The sequence below is a fragment of the Lentzea sp. NBRC 102530 genome (assembly GCF_030269365.1).
In the GTDB taxonomy this organism is placed as follows: Bacteria; Actinomycetota; Actinomycetes; order Mycobacteriales; family Pseudonocardiaceae; genus Lentzea.
The window spans coordinates 270,375-291,048 of the sequence record NZ_BSTF01000011.1; the positions used below are offsets into that span (position 1 = coordinate 270,375).

20 protein-coding genes are annotated in these 20,674 nt (G+C 69.6%); 9 read left to right on the top strand and 11 right to left on the bottom strand.

What is annotated here, in order from left to right:
• Positions 1-56 precede the first annotated feature (56 nt).
• Together QSK25_RS28755 and QSK25_RS28760 are read left to right on the top strand one after the other, a co-directional pair.
• Positions 57-986, top strand: coding sequence for a threonine ammonia-lyase (locus QSK25_RS28755; RefSeq protein WP_285642851.1), 930 nt, complete (start codon positions 57-59; stop codon positions 984-986).
• On the top strand, positions 983-1,891 hold the full coding sequence (locus tag QSK25_RS28760) for a threonine ammonia-lyase (RefSeq protein ID WP_285642852.1): 909 nt from the start codon (positions 983-985) through the stop codon (positions 1,889-1,891). Before QSK25_RS28755 ends, QSK25_RS28760 begins: the two co-directional genes overlap by 4 nt.
• A 3-nt stretch (positions 1,892-1,894) precedes the next feature.
• On the opposite strand, the gene QSK25_RS28765 is transcribed toward QSK25_RS28760, so the two are convergent.
• Entirely contained in the window at positions 1,895-3,355 is a 1,461-nt protein-coding gene (locus QSK25_RS28765) for an MFS transporter (RefSeq protein WP_285642853.1), read from the bottom strand.
• Positions 3,352-4,107, bottom strand: coding sequence for a GntR family transcriptional regulator (locus QSK25_RS28770; protein WP_089910302.1), 756 nt, complete (start codon positions 4,105-4,107; stop codon positions 3,352-3,354). The genes QSK25_RS28765 and QSK25_RS28770 overlap by 4 nt, the downstream gene beginning before the upstream one ends.
• A gap of 223 nt (positions 4,108-4,330) precedes the next feature.
• On the opposite strand from QSK25_RS28770, the gene QSK25_RS28775 reads away from it, so the two are divergent.
• The 5 genes from QSK25_RS28775 to QSK25_RS28795 are packed head-to-tail and all read left to right on the top strand — an operon-like array spanning position 4,331 to position 9,894.
• Positions 4,331-5,605, top strand: coding sequence for a sugar ABC transporter substrate-binding protein (locus QSK25_RS28775; RefSeq protein WP_285642854.1), 1,275 nt, complete (start codon positions 4,331-4,333; stop codon positions 5,603-5,605).
• Between the two features lie 10 nt (positions 5,606-5,615).
• Positions 5,616-6,614 carry a carbohydrate ABC transporter permease gene (locus QSK25_RS28780; RefSeq protein ID WP_285642855.1) on the top strand — a complete coding sequence of 333 codons (999 nt, stop codon included), beginning with the start codon at positions 5,616-5,618 and terminating at the stop codon, positions 6,612-6,614.
• Positions 6,614-7,432 (top strand): carbohydrate ABC transporter permease, encoded by an 819-nt coding sequence (locus QSK25_RS28785; protein ID WP_285642856.1) that lies wholly within the window; start codon positions 6,614-6,616, stop codon positions 7,430-7,432. Before QSK25_RS28780 ends, QSK25_RS28785 begins: the two co-directional genes overlap by 1 nt.
• A gap of 3 nt (positions 7,433-7,435) precedes the next feature.
• A complete protein-coding gene (locus QSK25_RS28790) occupies positions 7,436-8,854 on the top strand; it encodes a glycoside hydrolase family 3 protein (RefSeq protein ID WP_285642857.1) in 1,419 nt (472 codons plus the stop codon).
• Positions 8,851-9,894 carry an SIS domain-containing protein gene (locus QSK25_RS28795; protein WP_285642858.1) on the top strand — a complete coding sequence of 348 codons (1,044 nt, stop codon included), beginning with the start codon at positions 8,851-8,853 and terminating at the stop codon, positions 9,892-9,894. Before QSK25_RS28790 ends, QSK25_RS28795 begins: the two co-directional genes overlap by 4 nt.
• A 52-nt stretch (positions 9,895-9,946) precedes the next feature.
• On the opposite strand, the gene QSK25_RS28800 is transcribed toward QSK25_RS28795, so the two are convergent.
• Both QSK25_RS28800 and nagA read right to left on the bottom strand, forming a co-directional pair.
• On the bottom strand, positions 9,947-10,975 hold the full coding sequence (locus tag QSK25_RS28800) for a serine hydrolase domain-containing protein (RefSeq protein ID WP_285642859.1): 1,029 nt from the start codon (positions 10,973-10,975) through the stop codon (positions 9,947-9,949).
• 212 nt (positions 10,976-11,187) lie between these two features.
• Positions 11,188-12,393 carry an N-acetylglucosamine-6-phosphate deacetylase gene (gene nagA, locus QSK25_RS28805; RefSeq protein ID WP_285642860.1) on the bottom strand — a complete coding sequence of 402 codons (1,206 nt, stop codon included), beginning with the start codon at positions 12,391-12,393 and terminating at the stop codon, positions 11,188-11,190.
• A 189-nt stretch (positions 12,394-12,582) separates the two neighbouring features.
• Between nagA and QSK25_RS28810 the strand changes: the two genes are divergently transcribed.
• On the top strand, positions 12,583-13,257 hold the full coding sequence (locus QSK25_RS28810; RefSeq protein ID WP_285642861.1) for a FadR/GntR family transcriptional regulator: 675 nt from the start codon (positions 12,583-12,585) through the stop codon (positions 13,255-13,257).
• On the opposite strand, the gene QSK25_RS28815 is transcribed toward QSK25_RS28810, so the two are convergent.
• Positions 13,243-14,121, bottom strand: a complete 879-nt coding sequence (locus tag QSK25_RS28815) for a LysR family transcriptional regulator (protein ID WP_285642863.1) — start codon at positions 14,119-14,121, stop codon at positions 13,243-13,245. The genes QSK25_RS28810 and QSK25_RS28815 overlap by 15 nt on opposite strands.
• 71 nt (positions 14,122-14,192) lie before the next feature.
• On the opposite strand from QSK25_RS28815, the gene dapA reads away from it, so the two are divergent.
• Positions 14,193-15,050, top strand: a complete 858-nt coding sequence (gene dapA / locus QSK25_RS28820) for a 4-hydroxy-tetrahydrodipicolinate synthase (RefSeq protein WP_285642864.1) — start codon at positions 14,193-14,195, stop codon at positions 15,048-15,050.
• Here the strand turns inward: dapA and QSK25_RS28825 are convergent.
• The 6 genes from QSK25_RS28825 to QSK25_RS28850 are packed head-to-tail and all read right to left on the bottom strand — an operon-like array spanning position 15,047 to position 20,668.
• Entirely contained in the window at positions 15,047-15,874 is an 828-nt protein-coding gene (locus QSK25_RS28825) for an amidohydrolase family protein (RefSeq protein WP_502881904.1), read from the bottom strand. The genes dapA and QSK25_RS28825 overlap by 4 nt on opposite strands.
• Positions 15,874-16,830, bottom strand: coding sequence for an aldo/keto reductase (locus QSK25_RS28830; protein ID WP_285642866.1), 957 nt, complete (start codon positions 16,828-16,830; stop codon positions 15,874-15,876). Before QSK25_RS28830 ends, QSK25_RS28825 begins: the two co-directional genes overlap by 1 nt.
• Positions 16,827-17,138 (bottom strand): L-rhamnose mutarotase, encoded by a 312-nt coding sequence (locus tag QSK25_RS28835; protein WP_285642867.1) that lies wholly within the window; start codon positions 17,136-17,138, stop codon positions 16,827-16,829. Before QSK25_RS28835 ends, QSK25_RS28830 begins: the two co-directional genes overlap by 4 nt.
• A 4-nt stretch (positions 17,139-17,142) precedes the next feature.
• The gene (locus QSK25_RS28840) at positions 17,143-18,159 is read right to left on the bottom strand and encodes an ABC transporter permease (RefSeq protein WP_285642868.1); all 1,017 of its coding nucleotides are present in this window, start codon (positions 18,157-18,159) and stop codon (positions 17,143-17,145) included.
• Positions 18,156-19,631, bottom strand: coding sequence for a sugar ABC transporter ATP-binding protein (locus QSK25_RS28845; protein WP_285642871.1), 1,476 nt, complete (start codon positions 19,629-19,631; stop codon positions 18,156-18,158). Before QSK25_RS28845 ends, QSK25_RS28840 begins: the two co-directional genes overlap by 4 nt.
• Positions 19,631-20,668 (bottom strand): sugar ABC transporter substrate-binding protein, encoded by a 1,038-nt coding sequence (locus QSK25_RS28850; protein WP_285642872.1) that lies wholly within the window; start codon positions 20,666-20,668, stop codon positions 19,631-19,633. Before QSK25_RS28850 ends, QSK25_RS28845 begins: the two co-directional genes overlap by 1 nt.
• Between the last annotated feature and the right edge of the window lie 6 nt (positions 20,669-20,674).

Here is a 20,674-nt window from a genome sequence, read left to right on the forward strand (position 1 = left end):
TAGGACGTTGGGCACAGTTCACCGGTTGTGGCCCGGTGACGTGCATCATCAACGCCATGCGCCTGGTGACTCTCGAAGACGTCCACGCGGCCGCCGCCGCGATCGCCCCGCATGTCGTCCACACCCCGTTGCTGTCGTTCGACTCCGGACTGTGGATCAAGCCCGAGTCGTTGCAGCCGATCGGTGCCTTCAAGCAGCGCGGCGCGGTGAACGCGTTGTCCCGCATACCTTCCGAGGATCGCGAACGCGGTGTCGTGGCGTACTCGAGCGGTAACCACGCGCAGGCGGTGGCCTACGCCGCCAAGACCCTCGGCATGCCGGCCGCGATCGTCGTGCCGGAGAACACCCCGCAGCTCAAGATCGACGCGACCCGCGCGCACGGCGCCGAGGTGTTCGTCGTCGGCATCACCGAACGCGAGTCGCGCGCCTACGAACTCGTCGAGGAGCGCAAGGCCACGCTGATCCCGCCGTTCGACCACCCGGACGTCATCGCCGGCCAGGGCACGATCGGCCTGGAGATCTGCGCGGATCTTCCCGACGTGGCAACGGTCCTGGTGCCGGTCAGCGGCGGCGGCCTGATCTCCGGCGTCGCGGTGGCCGTGAAGGCGTTGCGCCCCAACGTCCGCGTCATCGGCGTCGAGCCCGAACTGGCCGGCGACACCGCCGCGTCGTTCGCCGCCGGCGAGCAGGTGCACTGGGACGCGCACGACCGTGCCCGGACCGTCGCGGACGGACTGCGCGCCGAACCGTCCGACCTCACCTGGGCGCACATCCAGGAGCACGTGGACGACGTGATCACGGTGTCGGAGGACGAGATCCGCGACGCCGTGAAGCAGATCGCCCGCCGCACGCGGGTCGTGTCCGAGACGAGCGGCGCCGTCGCCGTGGCCGCGTACCTGAACCGCTCGCTGCCCTCCGGTCCCGCCGTCGCCATCGTCTCCGGCGGCAACATCGAGCCCACCCAGCTCGCGTCGATCCTCGGATGATCGCGCTCCCAGACATCCGTTCGGCGGCGGCGGTGATCGCACCGCACGTGGTGCGCACACCGCTGCTGCCGTTCGGTCCCGGATGGATCAAGCCCGAGAACCTCCAGCCGATCGGCGCGTTCAAGCTCCGCGGCGCCCTGAACGCGTTGGCGCGCCTGGAGAACAAGGCGAACGGCGTCGTCGCGTACTCCAGCGGCAACCACGCCCAGGCCGTGGCGTTCGCGGCCAGGCTGCACGGCGTCCCGGCCGCGATCGTGATGCCGGACAACACCCCGGCCGTGAAGATCGAGGCCACGAAGGCCCTGGGTGCCGAGGTCCTCATCGTCGGCATCACCGAACGCGTCGAACGCGCCGAGGCCCTGGTCGCCGAACGCGGTGCGGCGCTGATCCCGCCGTTCGACCACCCGGACGTCATCGCCGGCCAGGGCACCATCGGCCTGGAGGTCCTGGCCGACCAGCCGGACGTCTCGACCGTCGTGGTGCCCATGTCGGGCGGTGGGCTGATCTCCGGCGTGGCGACGGCGATCAAGGCGTTGCGCCCGGACGTCCGCGTGCTCGGTGCCGAACCCGCACTGGCCGCGGACATCGCGGAATCGCTCAAAAAGGGCGAACTGGTGCGCTGGGACCCGCTGAAGCGGGCTCAGACGGCCGCTGACGCGTTGCGGGACGAACCCTCGGCGCTCACCTGGGAGCACATCCGGGCGCACGTGGACGACGTGATCACGGTGTCGGAGGACGAGATCCTGGCAGCGGTGGCCGGCCTCGCCCGCAGGGCGCGGTTGATCGCCGAGCCGAGCGGCGCGGTGGCGGTGGCCGCGCTGGAGAAGATCGGCGGAGCGGGCGTCGCGATCGTCTCGGGCGGGAACGTGGACCCGGCGCTGCTGGCGAGCCTGCTGAAGAGCTGAGCCCTACTGGTGCGCCTTCTCCCCGCCTGAGCGGATGTGCGTGGGCGGTCCCTCCACCCCGCAGTGCAGGCACTCCCCCGGATGCGGCGCCTCCTGCTGCTCCGGGGCCGCGGCCAGCACGCGGTTGTCCACGCCGATCGCCAGCAGGCCACCCGCGATCGCGGCGACGGCGCAGAGCACCAGCGCCATCTCCCACCCGGCCGTCATGACCTCGGGGTTCGCGTAGTCCTCGCCCATCAGCCCGACCGCCGCGGGCAGCACGGCCATGGCGAGCAGGCTGCCGGTGCGCGCCACGGCGTTGTTCACCCCGGACGCCACCCCGGCGTGGTGGTCGGGTGCCGAGGCCAGCACGGTCGCCGTCACCGGCGCCACCACGACCGCGAGCCCGATGCCGAACACCAGCACGCCCGGCAGCACGCCGAACACGTACGAGGCGCCCGGAGTGGCGTTGCGCAGCAGCAACATGCCCAGGCCGACCAGGATCGGCCCGGCGATCAGCTGCAACCGGGGCCCGTGGCGCTGGGCGATCTTCCCGGACGTCGAGGACGCCAGCAGCATGATGATCGTGATCGGCACGCTCGCGAGGCCCGAGGCCGTCGGCGAGTAGCCGAGGGAGATCTGGAGCTGCAACACCAGCAGCACCATCACACCGCCCAGCGCCGCGTAGACCAGGAACGTCAGCACGTTCGCCACGAGGAACGTCCGGTTGCGGAAGAGCTCGGGTGGCACGAGCGGGTCGGCCGACCGCTTCTGCACGACGCCGAACGCCACCATCGCGGCCACACCGAGGATCGCGAGCAGGTACGACTGCTCGACCAGTCCGCCGGTCAGCAGCGCCAGTCCCACGGCTCCGACCAGCGCGGACAGGTAGTTCGGGTGGCCGGCGGACTCGTCCTTCGACTCCGGCACGTACTTCAGGGCCAGGAACACGCACAGCGCCGCGACCGGCAGGTTCACCAGGAACGCGAGCCGCCACGACCAGGCCTGCACGAGCAGCCCGCCGACCAGCGGCCCGACCGCCGTCGCGACACCCGACAGCCCGGACCAGGCGCCGATGGCCCGCGACCGGTCCTCCCGGTTGAACGACGACTGCAGGATCGCCAGGGCCCCTGGCGTCAGCAACGCCGCCCCGACGCCCTGCAACACGCGGGCGGCGACCAGCACCGGGACGTTCCAGGCGGCACCGCACAGCAACGAGGCCACGCCGAACCACACGACGCCGACCACGTACACCCGGCGCCGGCCGAACCGGTCGCCCAGCGACCCGGCGATCAGGATCAGCGAGGCCAGGGCCAGCAGGTACCCGTTCAGGATCCACTGCAGATCGGTGACCGACGCGGAGAACTCCGCGCCGATCCGGGGCAGCGCCACGTTGACGATCGTCCCGTCGAGCATCGCCATGCCCGAGCCGAGGATCGTCGTGGCCAGCACCCAGCGGGCGCGCGGCGTGCCCCAGGCGATCAAGACGGCCTGTTCAGCGTGGCGACGAACTTGTAGCGGTCACCCCGGTACACCGAGCGCACCCACTCGATCGGGTTGCCGTCGGTGTCGTACGAGTGCCGCGACAGCAGCAGCATCGGCAGGCCGATGTCGGCGCCGAGCAGCTCTGCCTCTTCGGGCGAGGCCAGCGCGGTCTCGATCGTCTCCTCGGCGTGTCCCATCTCGACGCCGAACCGCTCCGAGAGCACCTGGTACAGCGACGCTCCCGGCGCCAGGTACCGGCGCAGCCCGCGGAAGCGACCCAGCGCGAGGTGGGTCGTCTCGATGGCCATCGGCTCGTTGTCGGCGAGCCGCAGGCGGTGCAGGCGCAGCACCTTCGCACCGGGACGCACGCCGAGGAGCCGGGCGAGCTCGGCCTCCGCGGGCATCTCGGAGGCCTCGATCAGCTTCGACGACGGCACGCGGCCCTGGGCGCGCATGTCCTCTGTGTACGAAGACAGCTGCAACCTCTGGGCGACTTTCGGTTCCGCCGCAAAGGTGCCCTTGCCCTGCACTCGGAGCAGGCGGCCTTCCACCGTCAGCTCGGCGAGCGCCTGGCGAACGGTCGTCCTGGAGACGTCGAACTCCGCCGCGAGCGACCGTTCCGTGGGGATCGGTGAACCCGGCGGCAGCGCCCTCAACAGGTCGAGCAGGTGCCGCTTGAGACCCCAGTACTTCGGTTCGCGTTGCGCACGCGTCCTGGCGTCCACGCCTGATGCAGGCGTCGTCTCCAGCATGGCCTCCTCCTCGCACTCCATGTCACGCATCACAAGGATGCCTTGTCCGTGCCGATTCGTGCGTCCGAACCCCCGACATGAGCCACGAAATTCGTCCGATGACTTCGCAACGTCTTGGTCACGCGCTTGACAGACGCGGTGACGCAGCACACGCTGTTCCGCATTGGTCTACACCACTTGGACGTTCCGGCCGAGAGCCGGGCTTGGTGAAAGGGCGCGAACTGTGAAGGGCTGGAGAGGACTCGCTGTCGGTGCCGCCGCGCTGGCAGTGGCCGTGTCAGGTTGTGGCACGAGCACGAGCAGCGGTGGAGCCACGGAGACCAAAGAGATCACCGTGTGGCTCATGGACGGCTCCGCGCCGACGACCCTGACCGACGCCTTGAACAAGGAGTTCGAGTCGGCGAACGGGATCAAGGTCAAGTACGAGGTCCAGAAGTGGACCGGCATCCAGGAGAAGCTGACCACCGCGCTGGCGAGCAGCACGCCGCCGGACGTCATCGAGCTCGGCAACACCCAGACCGCGAGCTTCGCCGACCAGGGCACCCTCGCCGACCTGACCGCGGACGCGGGCCAGTTCAACGGCGGCGAGTGGCTCGGCGGCCTCAAGGACTCGCTGACGCTGAACGGCAAGCAGTACGGCGTGCCGTTCTACGCCGCGAACCGCACCGTCATCTACCGCACCGACCTGCTCAAGGCCGCGGGCGTGGAGAAGGCGCCGACGTCGCGTGCCGAGTGGCTCGACGCGATCAACAAGCTCAAGGCCGCGAACGCGTCCAACCCGGACTTCCAGGCCCTGTACCTGCCCGGTCAGTCCTGGTACTTCCTGCTGTCCCTGATCTGGGACGAGGGCGGCGACATCGCCAAGCAGGACGGCGGCAAGTGGACGGGCACCCTCGACACGCCGCAGGCGAAGGCCGGTTTCCAGGCGTACAAGGAGCTCTACGACGCGTCGGCCACCAAGAAGGTCCCGGCGGACATCGACGAGGCGAAGCCCCAGCAGATGGAGGTCTTCGGCACGGGCAACGTCGGCATGATGGTCGGCCTCCCGTGGGAGCTCGGCGGCGCCGTGAAGGCGAAGCCGGACCTGGCCGACAAGACCTCGGCGTTCCCGATCCCGTCCAAGAAGGCCGGTTCGGCCGCGCCGGTGTTCCTCGGCGGCTCGAACCTCGCCATCCCGGCGTCCAGCAAGAACGCCGACGCGGCCAAGAAGTACCTGGCGCTGCTGTCCTCCAAGAACTACCAGGACCAGCTCGCCGCGGGTGGTGCCGTCCCCGGTACCTCCAAGGACACCTCGAAGCTCGCCAGCAACGCGATCGGCAAGGCCATGGCGGACTCCTCCCCCAACGGCAAGGTCACCCCGGTGACGCCGAAGTGGGCGGCCGTCGAGGCGGGCCAGAACCCGCTGAAGGACGCGCTCACCGCGTACCTGACCGGCGCGAAGACGCTGGACCAGGCGACGAAGGACGCGAGCGACGCCATCACCAAGGCGATGGCCTAGCCAAGCTGAGATGACGGCCGTCAACACGACCGAAGCGGCAGCGCCGGCGGGGACCATCCCCCCGGCGCTGCCGCCTGCCACGACCCGGGGGGCGCCCAAGCGGCGCCGCCGGGGCAGTGCCTTCGACCGGGCACTGCCCTACCTGCTGCTCGCACCCGCCCTGATCGCGATCCTCTGGCTGATCGGCTGGCCGGTCGTCTCCGTCTTCGTGACGAGCTTCCGCCAGCTGAACCTCGGCGAGCTGGTGCGCGGCGAGGTCGTGTGGACGGGCCTCGACAACTACGCCGCCGTCCTGCAGGACGAGCGGTTCTGGATCGCCTCGCTGCGGACCGTCGTGTTCACCGTCGCCGTCGTCGGCGCCTCGGTGGGCACGGGTCTCGGCATCGCGTTGCTGATGCGCGTGCTCACGCCGTGGGTGCGGATCGCGTTGCAGATCGCGATGCTCTGCGCGTGGGCCATGCCGATCCTGGCGTCCACCACGGTCTACCAGTGGATGTTCGACCAGAACTACGGCATCTTGAACAAGACGCTGGTGCAGCTGGGTTTCGACTCCTACGCCGGCTACTCGTGGTTCTCCTCGGGCACGTCGACGCTGTCCGTCGTCGGTCTGCTGATCATCTGGCAGGCGATCCCCTTCCTCGCCTTCTCGCTCTACGCCGGGCTCGTCGGCATTCCGCGCGACCTCTACGAGGCGGCGGGCATCGACGGCGCCTCGCCGTGGCAGACGTTCCGCGCGGTCACGTGGCCGGAGATCCGGTCGCTGCTGATGATGGTGACGTTCCTGTCGACCCTGTGGGACTTCAAGGTCTTCGCCCAGATCTGGGTGTTCCGCGAGGGCGGTCCCAGCGGTGAGTCGACGACGCTGCCGGTGCTGCAGTACCTGGAGGGCATCGCGAAGAGCCACTTCGGCGTCGCGGCCGCGATCTCCGTGCTGATGATGCTGATCCTCGGCCTGATCACGTTCCAGTACCTGCGCAAGCTGCTGCAGACCGAGGAGGGCAAGCTCTGATGCTCAAGAAGTCTGCCGCGAACATCACGGGCCTCCTGCTCGCGTTGTTCTTCATCTTCCCGACGTACTGGATGATCACGTCGGCGTTGAAGCCCAAGGGCACGACGATCACGTCGGACTACGACCTGATCCCGTTCTCGGTGACGTTCTCGAACTTCGTCACGGCGTGGACCAAGCCGGGCTTCCTGTCGTCGCTCGGCAACAGCCTCCTCGTGACGCTCACCGCCGTGCTCGCCGCGGTGGTCATCGGCATCACGGCGGCGGTCGCCATGTCGCGCTTCGCGTTCCGCGGCCGCAAGAGCTTCGTGCTGCTGATGCTGATCGCGCAGATGGCGCCGTTCGAGGCGTTGCTGATCCCGATGTTCCTGATGATGCGGGACCTCCAGCTCTACGAACACCTGTCGTCGCTGATCCTCGTGTACTTCGCGGTGACGCTGCCGTTCTGCGCGTGGACGTTGCGCGGGTTCGTCAACGGCATCCCGGCCGAACTCGAAGAGGCCGCGATGGTCGACGGCTGCGGGCGGTGGAAGGCGTTCCAGAAGGTGACGCTGCCGCTGCTCGGTCCCGGTCTCGTGGCCACCTCGGTGTTCGCGTTCATCACGGCGTGGAACGAGTTCCTCTTCGCCAAGGTGCTGATCCGCAGCCAGGACAGCGAGACGCTGCCCGTGTGGCTGTCGGGGTTCCAGACCGCGTTCGGCACGGACTGGGGTGGCGCGATGGCCGCGTCCGTCCTGTTCACCGTGCCCGCGCTGGTGTTCTTCCTCATCGTGCAACGCAAGATGGTCGCCGGCGTCACCGCTGGTGCTGTGAAGGGATGACGCGTGGATCAGTTGGCCGCAGCCGTTCTGCTTCCCGGCTTCACCGGAACGACCGCCCCCGACTGGTTGTTGCGGCGCGTCGCTGACGGGCTGGGCGGCGTTGTGCTCTTCGGGCGCAACGTCGTCGACGACGCCCAGGTGACCGCGCTGTGCACCGAACTCCGCGCGGTGCGCCCGGACGTGGTGATCGGCATCGACGAGGAGGGCGGCGACGTCACGCGTCTCGACGCGGGTCGCGGTTCCGAGGTGCCGGGCAACCACGCGCTGGGCGCGGCGGACGACCTCGACCTCACCCGCTCGGTGGCCGCCTCGATCGGCGCCCGCCTGGCGAAGTGCGGCATTTCGCTGAACCTCGCGCCGTCCGCCGACCTCGTGCTGACGCTCGACGACCCGATCATCGGCGTCCGCGCGTTCGGGTCGGACCCGGTGCTGGCGGCTCGTCACGTCGCGGCGTGGGTCGAGGGACTGCAGGCCGTGGGCGTCGCCGCCTGCGCCAAGCACTTCCCCGGCCACGGAGCGTCCACTGAGGACTCCCACGAGCAGCTGCCGGTGCTCCCCCGCACCGAGGAACAGCTGCGCGCCGTGGAGCTCGTGCCGTTCCAGGCGGCGGTGAACGCGGGCGTCCGCTCGATCATGACCGGCCACCTGGTCGTCCCCGAGTGGGGCCCGGCGCCGGTGACGCTGAACAAGCACGCGATCGACCTGCTCCGCACCGAGCTGGGCTTCACCGGCGCGGTGATCACCGACGGCCTGGACATGAAGGCGGTCGGTGGCGACCTGGCCCAGGGCGCCGTGCGCGCGTTGGCAGCAGGCGTCGACGCGATGTGCCTCGGCGGCATGTCGTTGGACGACAACGACATCCAGTGGTTGATCGACTCGATCGTCGCGGCCGTGAAGTCCGGTGAACTCTCCGAGGAACGCCTGACCCAGGCAGCCGCCCGCTCGCTCGCCCTCGGCCTGCCGCCGTCCACCGTGGACGCCCACGACGCGGAGATCGGCATGACCGCCGCCCGCCGGGCCGTGGAGGTCCGGGGCAGGGTCGACGTCGGTTCCGCTCCGGTCGTCGTGGACCTCGTGGTCGACCCGTCGATCGCCGTGGGCGACGTCCCGTGGGGTCTCGGCCCGTACCTGCGCGAGGTCCTGCCGGGCACCGAGGTGATCGCGGCCCGCGACGTCTCGGCCGACGAAGTGGCCGCCTCGGCGGGTACCCGGACAATCGTGGTCGTGACCAGAGACGCTCACCGCCACACGAGCGCTCGACAACTGGTAACAAACTTAACTAATCTGGGCCTGGACGTGGTGCACGTGGAAACCGGCGTGCCGGGTCCGGACCTGGGCAGCGTCGCCCGCATCGACACCCACGGCGGTTCTCGGGTGAGCCTCCGAGCCGCGGCCGAGCTGATCCTGAAAGGCACCACATGACCACGCCCCAGCCAGGCCGGCACATGGCAGCGGAGATCGCGGCCCAGCCGGAGATCTTCTCGTCGCTCTACGCCTCGCGCGCCGCGATCGCCGAGGTGGCGGCCGTGATCCGCGAACGGGCCCCGCGCTTCGTCCTGTTCGCGGCCCGCGGCTCCAGCGACCACGCCGCCATCTACGCCAAGTACCTCACCGAGATCCTGCTGCAGCTCCCGGCCGGTCTGGTCTCCGCCTCGACGACCACGCTGTACGGCGCCGAGCCGGACCTGCGCGACGTCCTGCTGGTCACGGTCTCCCAGTCCGGCGGCTCCCCCGACCTGCTGGAGGTCACCGCCTCCTACCGCCGCCGGGGCGCCCTCACCGTCGCGGTCACCAACACGGCCTCCTCGCCGTTGAACGCGGCGGCGGAGCTCTCGGTGGACGTCTCCGCGGGCGTCGAACACGCCGTGGCCGCCACCAAGACCTACTCGGCCACGCTGCTGGCCCTGTACCTCCTGGTCGACGCCATCCGCGGCGGCAACGGCGAGGCGGCCGCGTCGCTGGGCGACCTGGCCCAGGTCACCCTGGACGCGTCGGCCCCGACCGTCGACGAGGCGGTGCGCCGCTACCGGTTCGTGGACCGCGTCCTCACCACGGGCCGCGGCTACTCCTACGCCACCGCCCTGGAAGCTTCGCTGAAGCTGGCCGAGACCTCCTACCTGGCGGCCCGCGCGTACAGCGGCGCGGACCTGCTGCACGGCCCGGTGGCCGCGGTGGACGGCGAGACCGCGGTCCTGGCCGTCACGTCCCTGGGCAAGGGCGGCGACTCGTTGCGCGACGCCCTGGACGTGGTGCACCAGCGCGGGGCGGACGTCGTGGCCGTCGGCTCGGCCTCGGAGAAGGTGGGCGCGACGCTGTCGATCCCGATCCCCGAGACCGCCGAGGAGGTGGCGCCCGTCCTGGAGATCCTCCCGGTGCAGCGCCTGGCCTACGGCCTGGCCCTGGCCCGCGGCGGCGACCCGGACAGCCCGCGCGGCCTGAACAAGGTCACCAGGACCCTCTGATCCGCACCACCGAGGAGCCCCGCCCGGTCCCCCCGGGCGGGGCTCTTTTCCGTCAGTGGAACGTCTCGTCGACGAGCCTCTTCGTCATCTCCTGGAACGCCGGTGCGAGCGACAGGCCGGCGTCGTCGACGTAGTTCAGCGCGGCGGTCAGGACCTTGCCGCCGTCGGCCGTCGCGTACATCAGCGCGGCGTGGCCCATCGCGCCGCCGTTGTGCGAGATCACCTTGCCGCCGCCCGTCTCCTGGACGAACACGCCCAGGCCGTAGCCCACCTTCGGGTGCGGGTCGAGCATCTCGGCGAGCAGCGGGGCCGGCAGGAGTTCACCCCGCACCAGCGCGCCGACGAACGTGGCGAGGTCCGCGGTCGTCGAGATCATGTCACCGCCGCTCGAGATCCACGACGGGTCGAGGCGGGTGAGGTCGATCGTCTCGTCCTCGTGCCGGTGGTAGGCGTGGGCGTGCGGTTCGGCGATCTCCGGTCCGGTCGGCACCGAGGTGTCGTCCAGGCCGAGCGGGTCGAGCACCAGTTCGCGCATCGCCTCGGCGAACGGGACGCCGGCGATCCTCTGCACGAGGAGCCTGGCGATCACGTAGTTGGTGTTGGAGTAGCTCCAATCCGCACCCGGCTCGAACCGCGCGGGCTTGGCCAGCGCGAACCGCACGAGGTCCTCCGGGCGGTGCGACTGGAAGCGGTTGTCCAGCCACTCCCTTCCCTGCCAGGGGATCCCCGGCGCGACCGTGCCGTCCTCGTAGTACTCGCCGGTGTGGTTGAAGATCCCGCTGGTGTGCTGGAGCAGCATCCGGACCGTGATCCGGGGGTCGACGCCGAACTCGGGCAGGTGCGCGTCCACCGCGTCGTCCAGCCCGACCCGGCCGTCCGCCACGAGCCGCAGGACCGCCGCCGCGACGAACGTCTTGGTGTTGCTGCCGATCCGGACGTACCCGTTCGGCGGTGGCTGCGCGCTTCCGTCCAGTTCGCTCGACCCGGCACACGCGATCTGGTCGCCGTGTTCGTCACGCACGCGGATCGTCACACCGAGGAGACCGGCGTCGACCATGACCTGAGCAAGTTCGTTTCCCATGAGCGAAACGCTACGGCGCGTTTCCTTATTGCAACAACATCCTTGCAGGCCTCAAGCCGATTATCAGCAGCTGAAAGCCTCAAGATCGTTGCATCGGGTGTGCACTCAACGCAACGATATCGTTGCAATGGATGGATTCTGAACCCCGCGCACGACAGAGGGCGCTCCCTCCCCGTGCGACGGGGGACGGAAGCGCCCTCTGAGCGTTGGTGCTACTGGCCCGCGGTCGCGTACCCGGCCGCGACCGGCGCGGCCACCACCGGGGAGTCCGCGTCGAACACGACCTGGCCGTCGACCCAGACCTTCCTGGGCCGCAACTCGTCGTCCCACCACACCAGGTCGGCCACGGCACCGGGCGCGAGGCGACCGAGACCGGACTCGCCGATGACCTCGGCGGGCACGATCGTGGCCGATGCGAGCGCGTCGGCCACCGGCACGCCCACGGACACGATGTTGCGCACGGCGCGGTCCAGCGTGAGCGCGGAGCCGGCGATCGTGCCCTCCGGCGAGCGCGGCACGCCGTCCTCGGTGAGCAGCACGTCCGCCCCACCGAGGTGGTAGCGGCCGGGCGGCATCCCCGCGGCGGCGACGGCGTCCGTGACCAGTGCGACTCGTGATCCGGCGGCGTTGAACACGAGGCGGCACACGTCCGGGCCCACGTGGGCCAGGTCGGCGATGAGGCCGAGGGTGAACCGCTCGTCGACCAGGGCGACCCCGGGCACACCGGGTTCGCGGTGGCCGAGCGGCCGCTGGGCGTTGAACAGGTGCGTCACCATGCGGGCACCCGCATCGGCGGCGGCGCGGGTCTGCTCGCCCGTGGCGTCGGAATGGCCCACCGCGACGAGCACACCGGCCTCGACGAGACGGCGGACCGCCTCCAGACCACCGGGCTGCTCGGGAGCCATGGTCACCATCCGCAACGCGCGGCGGATCAGCTCGTCGTCCAGCAGGGCCGAGATCTGGTCAGGACCAGGCTCGACCATGAACGACGGGTCGTGCACCCCTGCCCGTTTCGGCGACAGGAAGGGGCCTTCGAGATGTACGCCCAACGGCCGCGCTCCCACGCCGTAAGGCAGGGCAGCGGAAGCCGCCAGAACGGCACGGGCCTGCCTCAACACCACGTCGACCGGTGCGGTGATCAACGTGGGCAGGAACCGGGTCACACCGGTGGACGGCAGTGCTTCGGCCACGGAACGCATCCCGTCGGCGTCCACCTCGGCGAAGTCGACGCCGACGGCGCCGTTCACCTGCACGTCGACCAGGCCCGGCGTCAGCAGGCCGTCGGACAGGACCTCCGCGCCGGGTGGTGCTTCACCGGTGGTCACCTCGACGATGCGGCCGTCCCTGATCCGCACCGAGGCAGGACCGACGATCGTGCGACCGAGCAATGCGCGCGGTGCTGCGACAACGGCGTCCAAGATCCCTCCTTGAATGGTCCAGACCATTATGGCCACAACAGAGGTCCACGTCACGTGTCGTTAGTAGATAACCATCTCACATAAAACCTGGTTAATCAGCGCCGGAAATGCCGGGATGCGCCGAAGATGACCATCTGTGGCGCATACTGGTCCCCAGACATCCGAGGTCTACGACGAGTTGAGGGTGCCGTGGCAGTCACCGACGATGCGATCCTGCGCGTCAAGGAGATGATCGTTTCGGGCGAGCTGAAGCCCGGCGACCGTCTCCCGCGAGAGGCTGACCTGGCAGAACGCCTCGGGCTGTCGCGCAACTCGCTGCGCGAGGCCGTCAAGGCTCTGTCGCTCGTCCGGGTGCTGGACGTCCGCCAGGGCGACGGCACGTACGTGTCGTCACTGAGGGCTGACGACCTGCTGGGCGCGCTCTCGTTCGTGCTCGACCTGCACCGCGGCGAAGACTCGGTCTTGGAGGTCCTCCAAGTTCGCCGGATCCTGGAGCCCGCAGCCGCCGCGATGGCTGCCCAAAGGGTCGACCCGGACGAGATCGTGAAACTGCGGGCGCTGTGCGACGCGGCCGAGCACGCCAAATCCGTCGAGGAACTGGTGGAGCACGACCTCGACTTCCACCGCGCCATCGCCCAGTGCTCCGGCAACGCCTACCTGGCGCAGCTCCTCGACACGCTGGCCGGCCCGACGGTCCGCGTGCGCATCTGGCGCGGCATCACCCAGTCCAACGCCGTCGACCGCACGGTCGCCGAGCACCGCGCCATCGTCGACGCACTGGCCGCCCACCAGCCGGAACTCGCCCGCAGCTGGTCGACGGTGCACGTGGCCGGCGTCGAGCAGTGGCTCTCAGACCTGGCGTAGCTGCTCCAGCACCGCCCGCACCGCGGGCTGGCCGTCGGCACGGTTGCGCACCACCGCCGACACCGTCCGGAACACCTGCTGCTTCAACGGCCGCAACGCCACCCCTGGCCGTCGCGCCACCGACGGCACCAAGGCCACCCCGAGCCCGGCCTCGACCAGCCCGCACATCACCCCGAAGTCGTCGCAGTAGGCCTGCGCCCGGGGCACGAACCCGGCGGCGCCGCACGCCCGCTGGGTCAGCTCGTGGCACGACGCGTCCGTCCGAGGCATGATCCACGGCCGGTCGGCCAGCACCGCGAGGTCCACGGAATCCTGCTGCACCAACGGATCTGACAACGGCAGCGCCACGTTCACGGGTTCCACGAACAGCTCGAACGACTCGCAGGACGTGGGCAGCGAGCGCGGCATGATGTTGTAGGAGTGGATCACCGCGATGTCGATGTCGCCGCGCCGCAACGCGGGTAGGGACGCCTCGGGTTCCATCTCGTGCACGAACAGGTCCACATCGGACCCGTGCTGGGACCGCAGCACCTGGATCACCCGCGGCAACAACGCGGCCACCGAAACGAAAGCACCCACGCGCACCACCCCGGACACCGAAGTCCGCAGCGACGCCAGATCGGCCTCGGCCGCGGCCAGCTGGTCCAGCACCAGCTGCGTGTGGGCGGCCAGCACGTGCCCGGCACGGGTCAGCGCCAGCCGGCGGCCATCACGTTCGACCAGGGCGACGCCGGCCTCGCGTTCCAGGGCAGCCAGCTGCTGGGACACGGCCGGAGAGGTGACGTGGAGCGCCTCGGCAGCGGCCGTGACCGTGCCGTGCACCGACAGGGCGTGGAGCAACCGGAGACGCCGCACATCCAACACAAAGCTCAGCTTAACGTTCCGAGCAGAACTTCTAACTGGAACTTCGCGAAAACTAGAGCCACGCTGGAGTCATGTTCGGACGAGTGCTGGTAGCGATGGTCACCCCGTTCACCCCCGACGGTGACCTGGACCTCAAGGGTGCGCAGGAGCTGGCGGCGCACCTCGTCGACAAGGGCGGCGCGGACGGGCTGGTCGTCAACGGCACGACCGGCGAGGCGCCCACGACCACCGACGCCGAGAAGGCGCAGGTCATCAGGGCCGTCAAGGAGGCCGTCGGCGACCGCACGCAGATCCTCGCGGGCGTCGGCACCAACTCCACACGGCACACCGTCGAACTCGCGCACCAGGCGGAGCAGAACGGCGCCGACGGCCTGCTTGTCGTCACGCCGTACTACAGCAAGCCCACGCAGGAAGGCGTCGAGAACCACTTCCGCGCCGTCGCCGACGCGTCCGGCCTGCCCGCGCTGCTCTACGACATCCCCGGCCGCACCGGTACCGCGATCGACACCGAGACGCTGCTCAGGCTCTCGGAGCACCCGCGGATCATCGGCGTGAAGGACTGCAAGGTCGACCTGCTCGCGACGGCACGGGTCATCGCCGAGACCGGCCTCGACTACTACTCCGGCAACGACGAGCTGATCCTGCCGCTGTACTCGATCGGTGGCGTCGGCACGGTCAGCACCGTCGGCCACGTCGTCGGCAACGAGATCAAGGCGATGCTCGACGCCTACGACGAGGGCGACAACAAGGAAGCCCTGCGCCGCCACCAGGCGTTGCTGCCGGTCATCACCGCGATCATGACCCGCGAACCGGGTGCCGTCGCCGTCAAGGCCGCTCTCACCATCCTCGGACTGCCCTCGGGTCCGGTCCGCGAACCGCTGGCCGGGGCGACGCCGCAGCTCATCAACGAGCTGAAGGCGCTGTTCTAAATCCCGTAGACCCGGCGAGCAGTACCCGCGAAGATCGCGTCCTGCTCGCCGGCCGACAGCTGCGAGACCAGTTCCTGAGCCGCGCCAAGCCATTCCTCGTAGGAGGCGGCCAGCAGCACGACCGGCCAGTCCGAGCCGAACATCAACCGCTCAGGCCCGAACGCGTCCAGCACGACCTCGAAGTACGGCCGCAAAGCAGCGACGTCCCAGGACTCCCAGTCGGCCTCGGTGACCAGCCCGGACAGCTTGCACGTCACGTTCTCGTGCGCCGCCAGCGCCCGGATCGACGAGGCCCACTCCCCCGGATCCGCACCGACAGCGGGCTTCGAGCAGTGGTCCACCACGAACTCGACCTGCGGCAACGCCGCCGCGGTCCGCACCGCCGCAGGCAGCTGCACCGGCAACGTCAACAGCTCGTAGACCAGCCCGGCAGAGCCGACAGCCGCCAGCCCGTGCCGGACGTCCTTGCGGCACAACCACTCCGGGTCGGCCTCGCCCTGCACCTGGTGCCGGATCCCGCGCAGCCAGGAGCCGTCCGGCGACTCCACCAGCGAGGCCAGCGAATCCGCCACGCCGGCCGACGTCAGGTCGACCCACCCCACCACCGCGGACACCACGTCCGAAGAGGCCGCCACCGCGAGGAACTCCGGCGTCTCCTCCGGCACGCACACCGTCTGCACCAGCACGGAAGCGGAAACCTCGGGCGCGGCGGCCACGAAGTCGGACTCCAGGAACGACCGCCGGATCACCCCCATCGGCGGATCGGTGATCCAGTCCTGGTCCCGCACCGACAGGTCCCACAGGTGGTGGTGAGCGTCGACGATCACGGCGTCGGCACCTCCGCACCCAGCAGCCCCAGCGACTTCAGCTCGTCCCACACACCGGCAGGGATCGACGACGAGAAGTAAGCGGCGTTGGACGTCATCTGCTGAGCGTTGCGAGCCCCGATCACCACCGACTCCACGGCGGGGTGGCCGAGAGCGAACTGGATCGCCACCTCGGGCAACGTCACGCCGTGCCGCGAGCACACCTCGGCGACGGCCCGAGCCCGCGCGACCAGCGCGGGAGGCGCGTCCTCGTAGTCGTACTTCGAATCGGCCGCCACGACGGGCTTCGACAGCAGCCCGGAGTTGAACACCCCGCACGCCACCACCGAAACACCGCGCTCGACGCAGGCGGGCAGGAACGAAGGCAGGGCAGGCTGTTCCAGCAACGTGTACCGCCCGGCGAGCATCACCACGTCGATGTCGGTCTCGCGGACGAACCGCTCCGGCATCTCCCACTGGTTCATCCCGACGCCGATCGCGCCCACGACCCCCTGCGACCGCAACGACTCCAGCGCCGGATAGGCCTCGCCGAAGGCCTCGTCCCAGTGGTCGTCCGGGTCGTGGATGTAGACGATCTCCACGTGATCGGTGCCGAGACGCTCCAAAGAGGACTCGAGGGACCGGCGGACACCGTCCGCCGAGTAGTCGCGGACGCGCCGGAACGTCCGCGGCACCGCGAAGCCCTGGTCGTCCATCCCGACCCCGTCGGACGGCTCCAGCACCCGCCCGATCTTCGTCGAGATCACGAACTCCTCGCGCGGCTTGCCCGCCAGCACGGCCCCGAGGCGGCGTTCCGACAGCCCGAGCCCGTAGTGCGGCGCGGTGTCGAAGTACCGGACCCCGGCGTCCCAGGCCGCCTCCACCGCACCGGAGGCATCGGCGTCGGAGGTCTCCCGGTACAGGTTGCCGATCGGCGCGGCACCGAAGCCCAGACGAGAAACAGCAACCTTCACGGCAGCTCCCACACGAGTCGCACATCGGGTTCAGCACCGGAGTAGTCGTCCTCGACCTCCAGCAACAACGCCATCCGAGCCTGCCACGGAACGTTGGCGGGGTGCGAGGCCAGGAACGCCCGCATCGCCCGGTAGTCGTCCACCTCGACCAGGTGGAACAACTCGCGCCCCGACCGCCAGATGCGCCACGAGTGCACCCCGGCCTCGCGCAACGCCCCGTCCAGCTCCGGCGGAATCGTGGCGTGGACCCGGTCGTACTCGGCCTCGGCGCCGGCACGGAGCCGGGTGTGCAACGCAACGGTCTCCAACGAACTACTCCTGCTTCTGCCCGGTGGCGAACCGCGTCACGATCAACGCGAGGATGATCACCGCGCCGTACGACGCCTTGATGTAGAAGCCGGACACGCCCTGCAACCGCAGGATCTGCTCCACGAGTCCCAGCATCAGCACACCGGACAGCGCACCAAACAGCGTGCCCTTGCCGCCCTGCAACGAGATGCCGCCGATCACCGCGGCCGCGAAGACCTGGAAGATCATGCCCTCGCCCTGGGTCGCGGCGACGGATCCGAGGCGCCCGGTCATCAGGATGCCCGCGATCACCGCCAGCACCGAGCCGATGATCAGCACGGTCCACACCACCCGGTCGACCCGGATGCCGGCCGCACGGGCCGCCTCCGAGTTGCCGCCGATCGCGTACAACGACCGCCCGGCCCGCAGGTACTTCAGGACGAAGATGCCCACGGCGTAGCAGACGACGCAGATCCACACCGCCGCCGGCAGCCCGAGCCACGTCGTGGAACCCAGGTACAGGAACGACTCCGGCACGTCGATCAGCGACTTGCCCTCGGTGATCGCGAGCTGCAACCCGCGCAGCATCGTCAGCATGCCCAGGGTCACCATGAACCCGGACAGCCCGACCTTCAGGATCAGGAACCCGTTCAGGCCACCGATCGCGACGCCGATCAGGATGCACAACGGCAACGCGAGCCAGGCCGCGAGACCGACGTCCAGCCCACCCGCCGACGACGGGATGATCAACGCGACGGCGAGCGCGGGCGCGAGACCGACGGTCGATTCGAGCGACAGGTCCATCTTGCCGACGATCAGGATCATCGCCTGCCCGAGCACCAGCAACGACAGCTCGCTCTGCTGGGTCAGCACGGCGATCAGGTTGTTGGCGGTCAGGAAGATCGGCGACAGCACGGCACCGATGACCAGCAGGAGGATGATCACCGGGACCAGCGCGAGGTCCTGGTAGCGCGCCAGCCGGAACTTCTGCTTCTCCGCGGGCGCGGGCGCCGCGACCTGCGGTGTCATGGCCTTGGTCATTCCGAGCTCAGTCCTTCGATCGCAGAGATCAGTTCCTGGTCACGCCAGCCGCGGCCGAACTCCCGCACGACCCGGCCGTGGAACAGCACCAGCACGCGGTCGCAGACCCGCAGGTCGTCGAGCTCGTCCGAGACGACGATCGCCGCCTTGCCCCGCCGCGCCTGGGCGTCGACGACCCCGAGCAGCGACTCCTTCGACTTCACGTCGACACCCGCGGTCGGGTTGATCAGCACCAGCACCGACGGGTCGCCCGCCAGCGCCCGCGCCATCACGACCTTCTGCTGGTTGCCACCGGACAGGTCCGAGACGGGCTGGTCCGGCCCGGCGGCCTTCACGTCGTACGAGTCGATCGCGTTGCTGCCGGCCGAACGCTGCGCCGACGGCCACACGAAGGCCCCGGCCGTGCTCATCGTCGCGTTCTCCGCGATCGACAGGTCCAGCACCAGCCCCTGGTGGTGCCGATCCCGTGGCACGCAGCCGATTCCAGCCTGCAGAGCCGCCGGGACGTCACCGCCGCGCACCGGCGAACCGTCCACCGAAACAGCACCGGCCGAAGGCTTGCGCAGTCCGTAGATGGTCTCGGCGAACTCGTGCTTGCCGGACGACGCACTGCCGGCGAGCCCGATGACCTCACCGCGGGTGGCCAACAGGGTGATGTCCGAGAAGTGGTCGCCGCTCAACGACGACACCGCCAGCACCGTCTCGTCGGACGAGGGCCGGTCGTCGCCGGACGGCACGTTCAGCCCGCCGGCCTCGCCGGTCATCGCCTCGATCAGGTCGGGCTTCGACATCTCGGCCACCGGCGCGGTGACGATGTGCCGCGCGTCGCGGTAGACCGTCACCGTCTGGCAGACCTCGTAGACCTCCTGCAGGTGGTGGGAGATGAAGAGGAACGTCACCCCCTTGTCCTGCAACGACCTCATCCGGTCGAACAGCCGCTCGATCGCCGGTCCGTCGAGCTGTGCGGTCGGTTCGTCGAGGATCACGAACCGCGACCCGATCGACAACGCCCGCGCGATCTCGACCAACTGCCGTTGCTCGACCGTCAACGTCGACACCAGCGCGTCCGGGTTCACCGCGACGTCGTAGGTCTCCAGCAACGCCGAGGCCTCGGCACGCAGCTTCTTCCACCTGATCAGCCCGCCGCCGAGGTCCTGCCGGTTGATGAACAGGTTCTCGGCGACGGACAGGTCGGGCACGACCGTCGACTTCTGGTAGACGCACGCCACGTGCCGGCGCCACGCCGCGCTGTCCGCGACGGGCGGCGCGGGTTCGCCGAAGAAGCTGACCTCGCCCGCGTCCGGCACCTGCATGCCGGTCAGCACGGACACCAGCGTCGACTTGCCCGCGCCGTTGCGACCGACGAGCGCGTGCGACTCACCGGCGCGAATCTCGATGCCCACGTCGTCCAACGCGAGCGTGCGCCCGAAACGTTTCGTCACGCCGCGCGCGACAGCCGCGAATTCGCTCATCAGATCTGATTACCCCAGAACGCCTTGTCGTCGACGTTCTCCTTGGTGATCAGCGGAGCCGGGAGCTGGTCCTCCAGCCGGCCGCCGCCGGTGTCGACGATCGTGGAGTCGTGGTCGGTCTTGCCGGGCTGGAACGTCTTGCCCTCGACCGCGGCCTTCGCGTAGAAGAGCGCCCACTGCGCGTAGAGGTCGGCCGGCTGCGAGACGGTCGCGTCGATCTCACCCTTGCGGATGGCCTCCAGCTCCTGCGGGATGCCGTCGTTGGACACGATGAAGATGTGCTTCGGGTCGGTCGGCGGCACGATGAGGTTGCGCTGCCGCAGCACCTGCAGCGTCGGCGTGAGGAACGCGCCACCGGCCTGCATGTAGATGCCGTTGATGTCCGGGTGCTGGTTCAGCCGGGTCTGCAGGGCCGCGGACGCCTTCGGGCCCTCCCAGTCGGTCGGCTCCTCGAACACCGTGATGCCGGGGTAGTTCTGCTTCATGCAGGCGGCGAACGCCTCCGAGCGGTCGCGGCCGTTGACCGACGCCAGTGCGCCCTGGAACTCGACGACCTTGCCCTTGCCGCCCAGCTTGTCGCCGAGGAACTTGCAGGCCTTCTCGCCGTACGCCTTGTTGTCCGCGCGCACGACCATGTAGGTCTTGCCCTTGTCCGGACGGGTGTCGACGGTGACGACCGGGATGTTCGCCTTCTCCAGGCGGTCCAAAGTGGACGCGATGGCACCCGTGTCCTGCGGCGCCATGATGATCGCCTTGGCGCCCTGCGACTGCAGCGACTGGGCGTTGGCGACCAGGTTCTCGACCTTGTTCTGCGAGTTGGTCGGGTTCAGCAGGTTGACCCCGAGGTCCTTGGCCTTCTCCGGGAAGTACTTGATGTACGAGTTCCAGAAGTCGGTGTCGGCACGGGGGTGGTCGGCACCGATCGGGCCGACACCACCGGCTCCGGTGCCGGCGGCTCCACCGCCGCCACAGGCGGACAGTGTCAGTGCACCGGCGAGCGCGAGGCACACCGCGGCGGTGAGGTTGCGACGCTTCATCGTTGT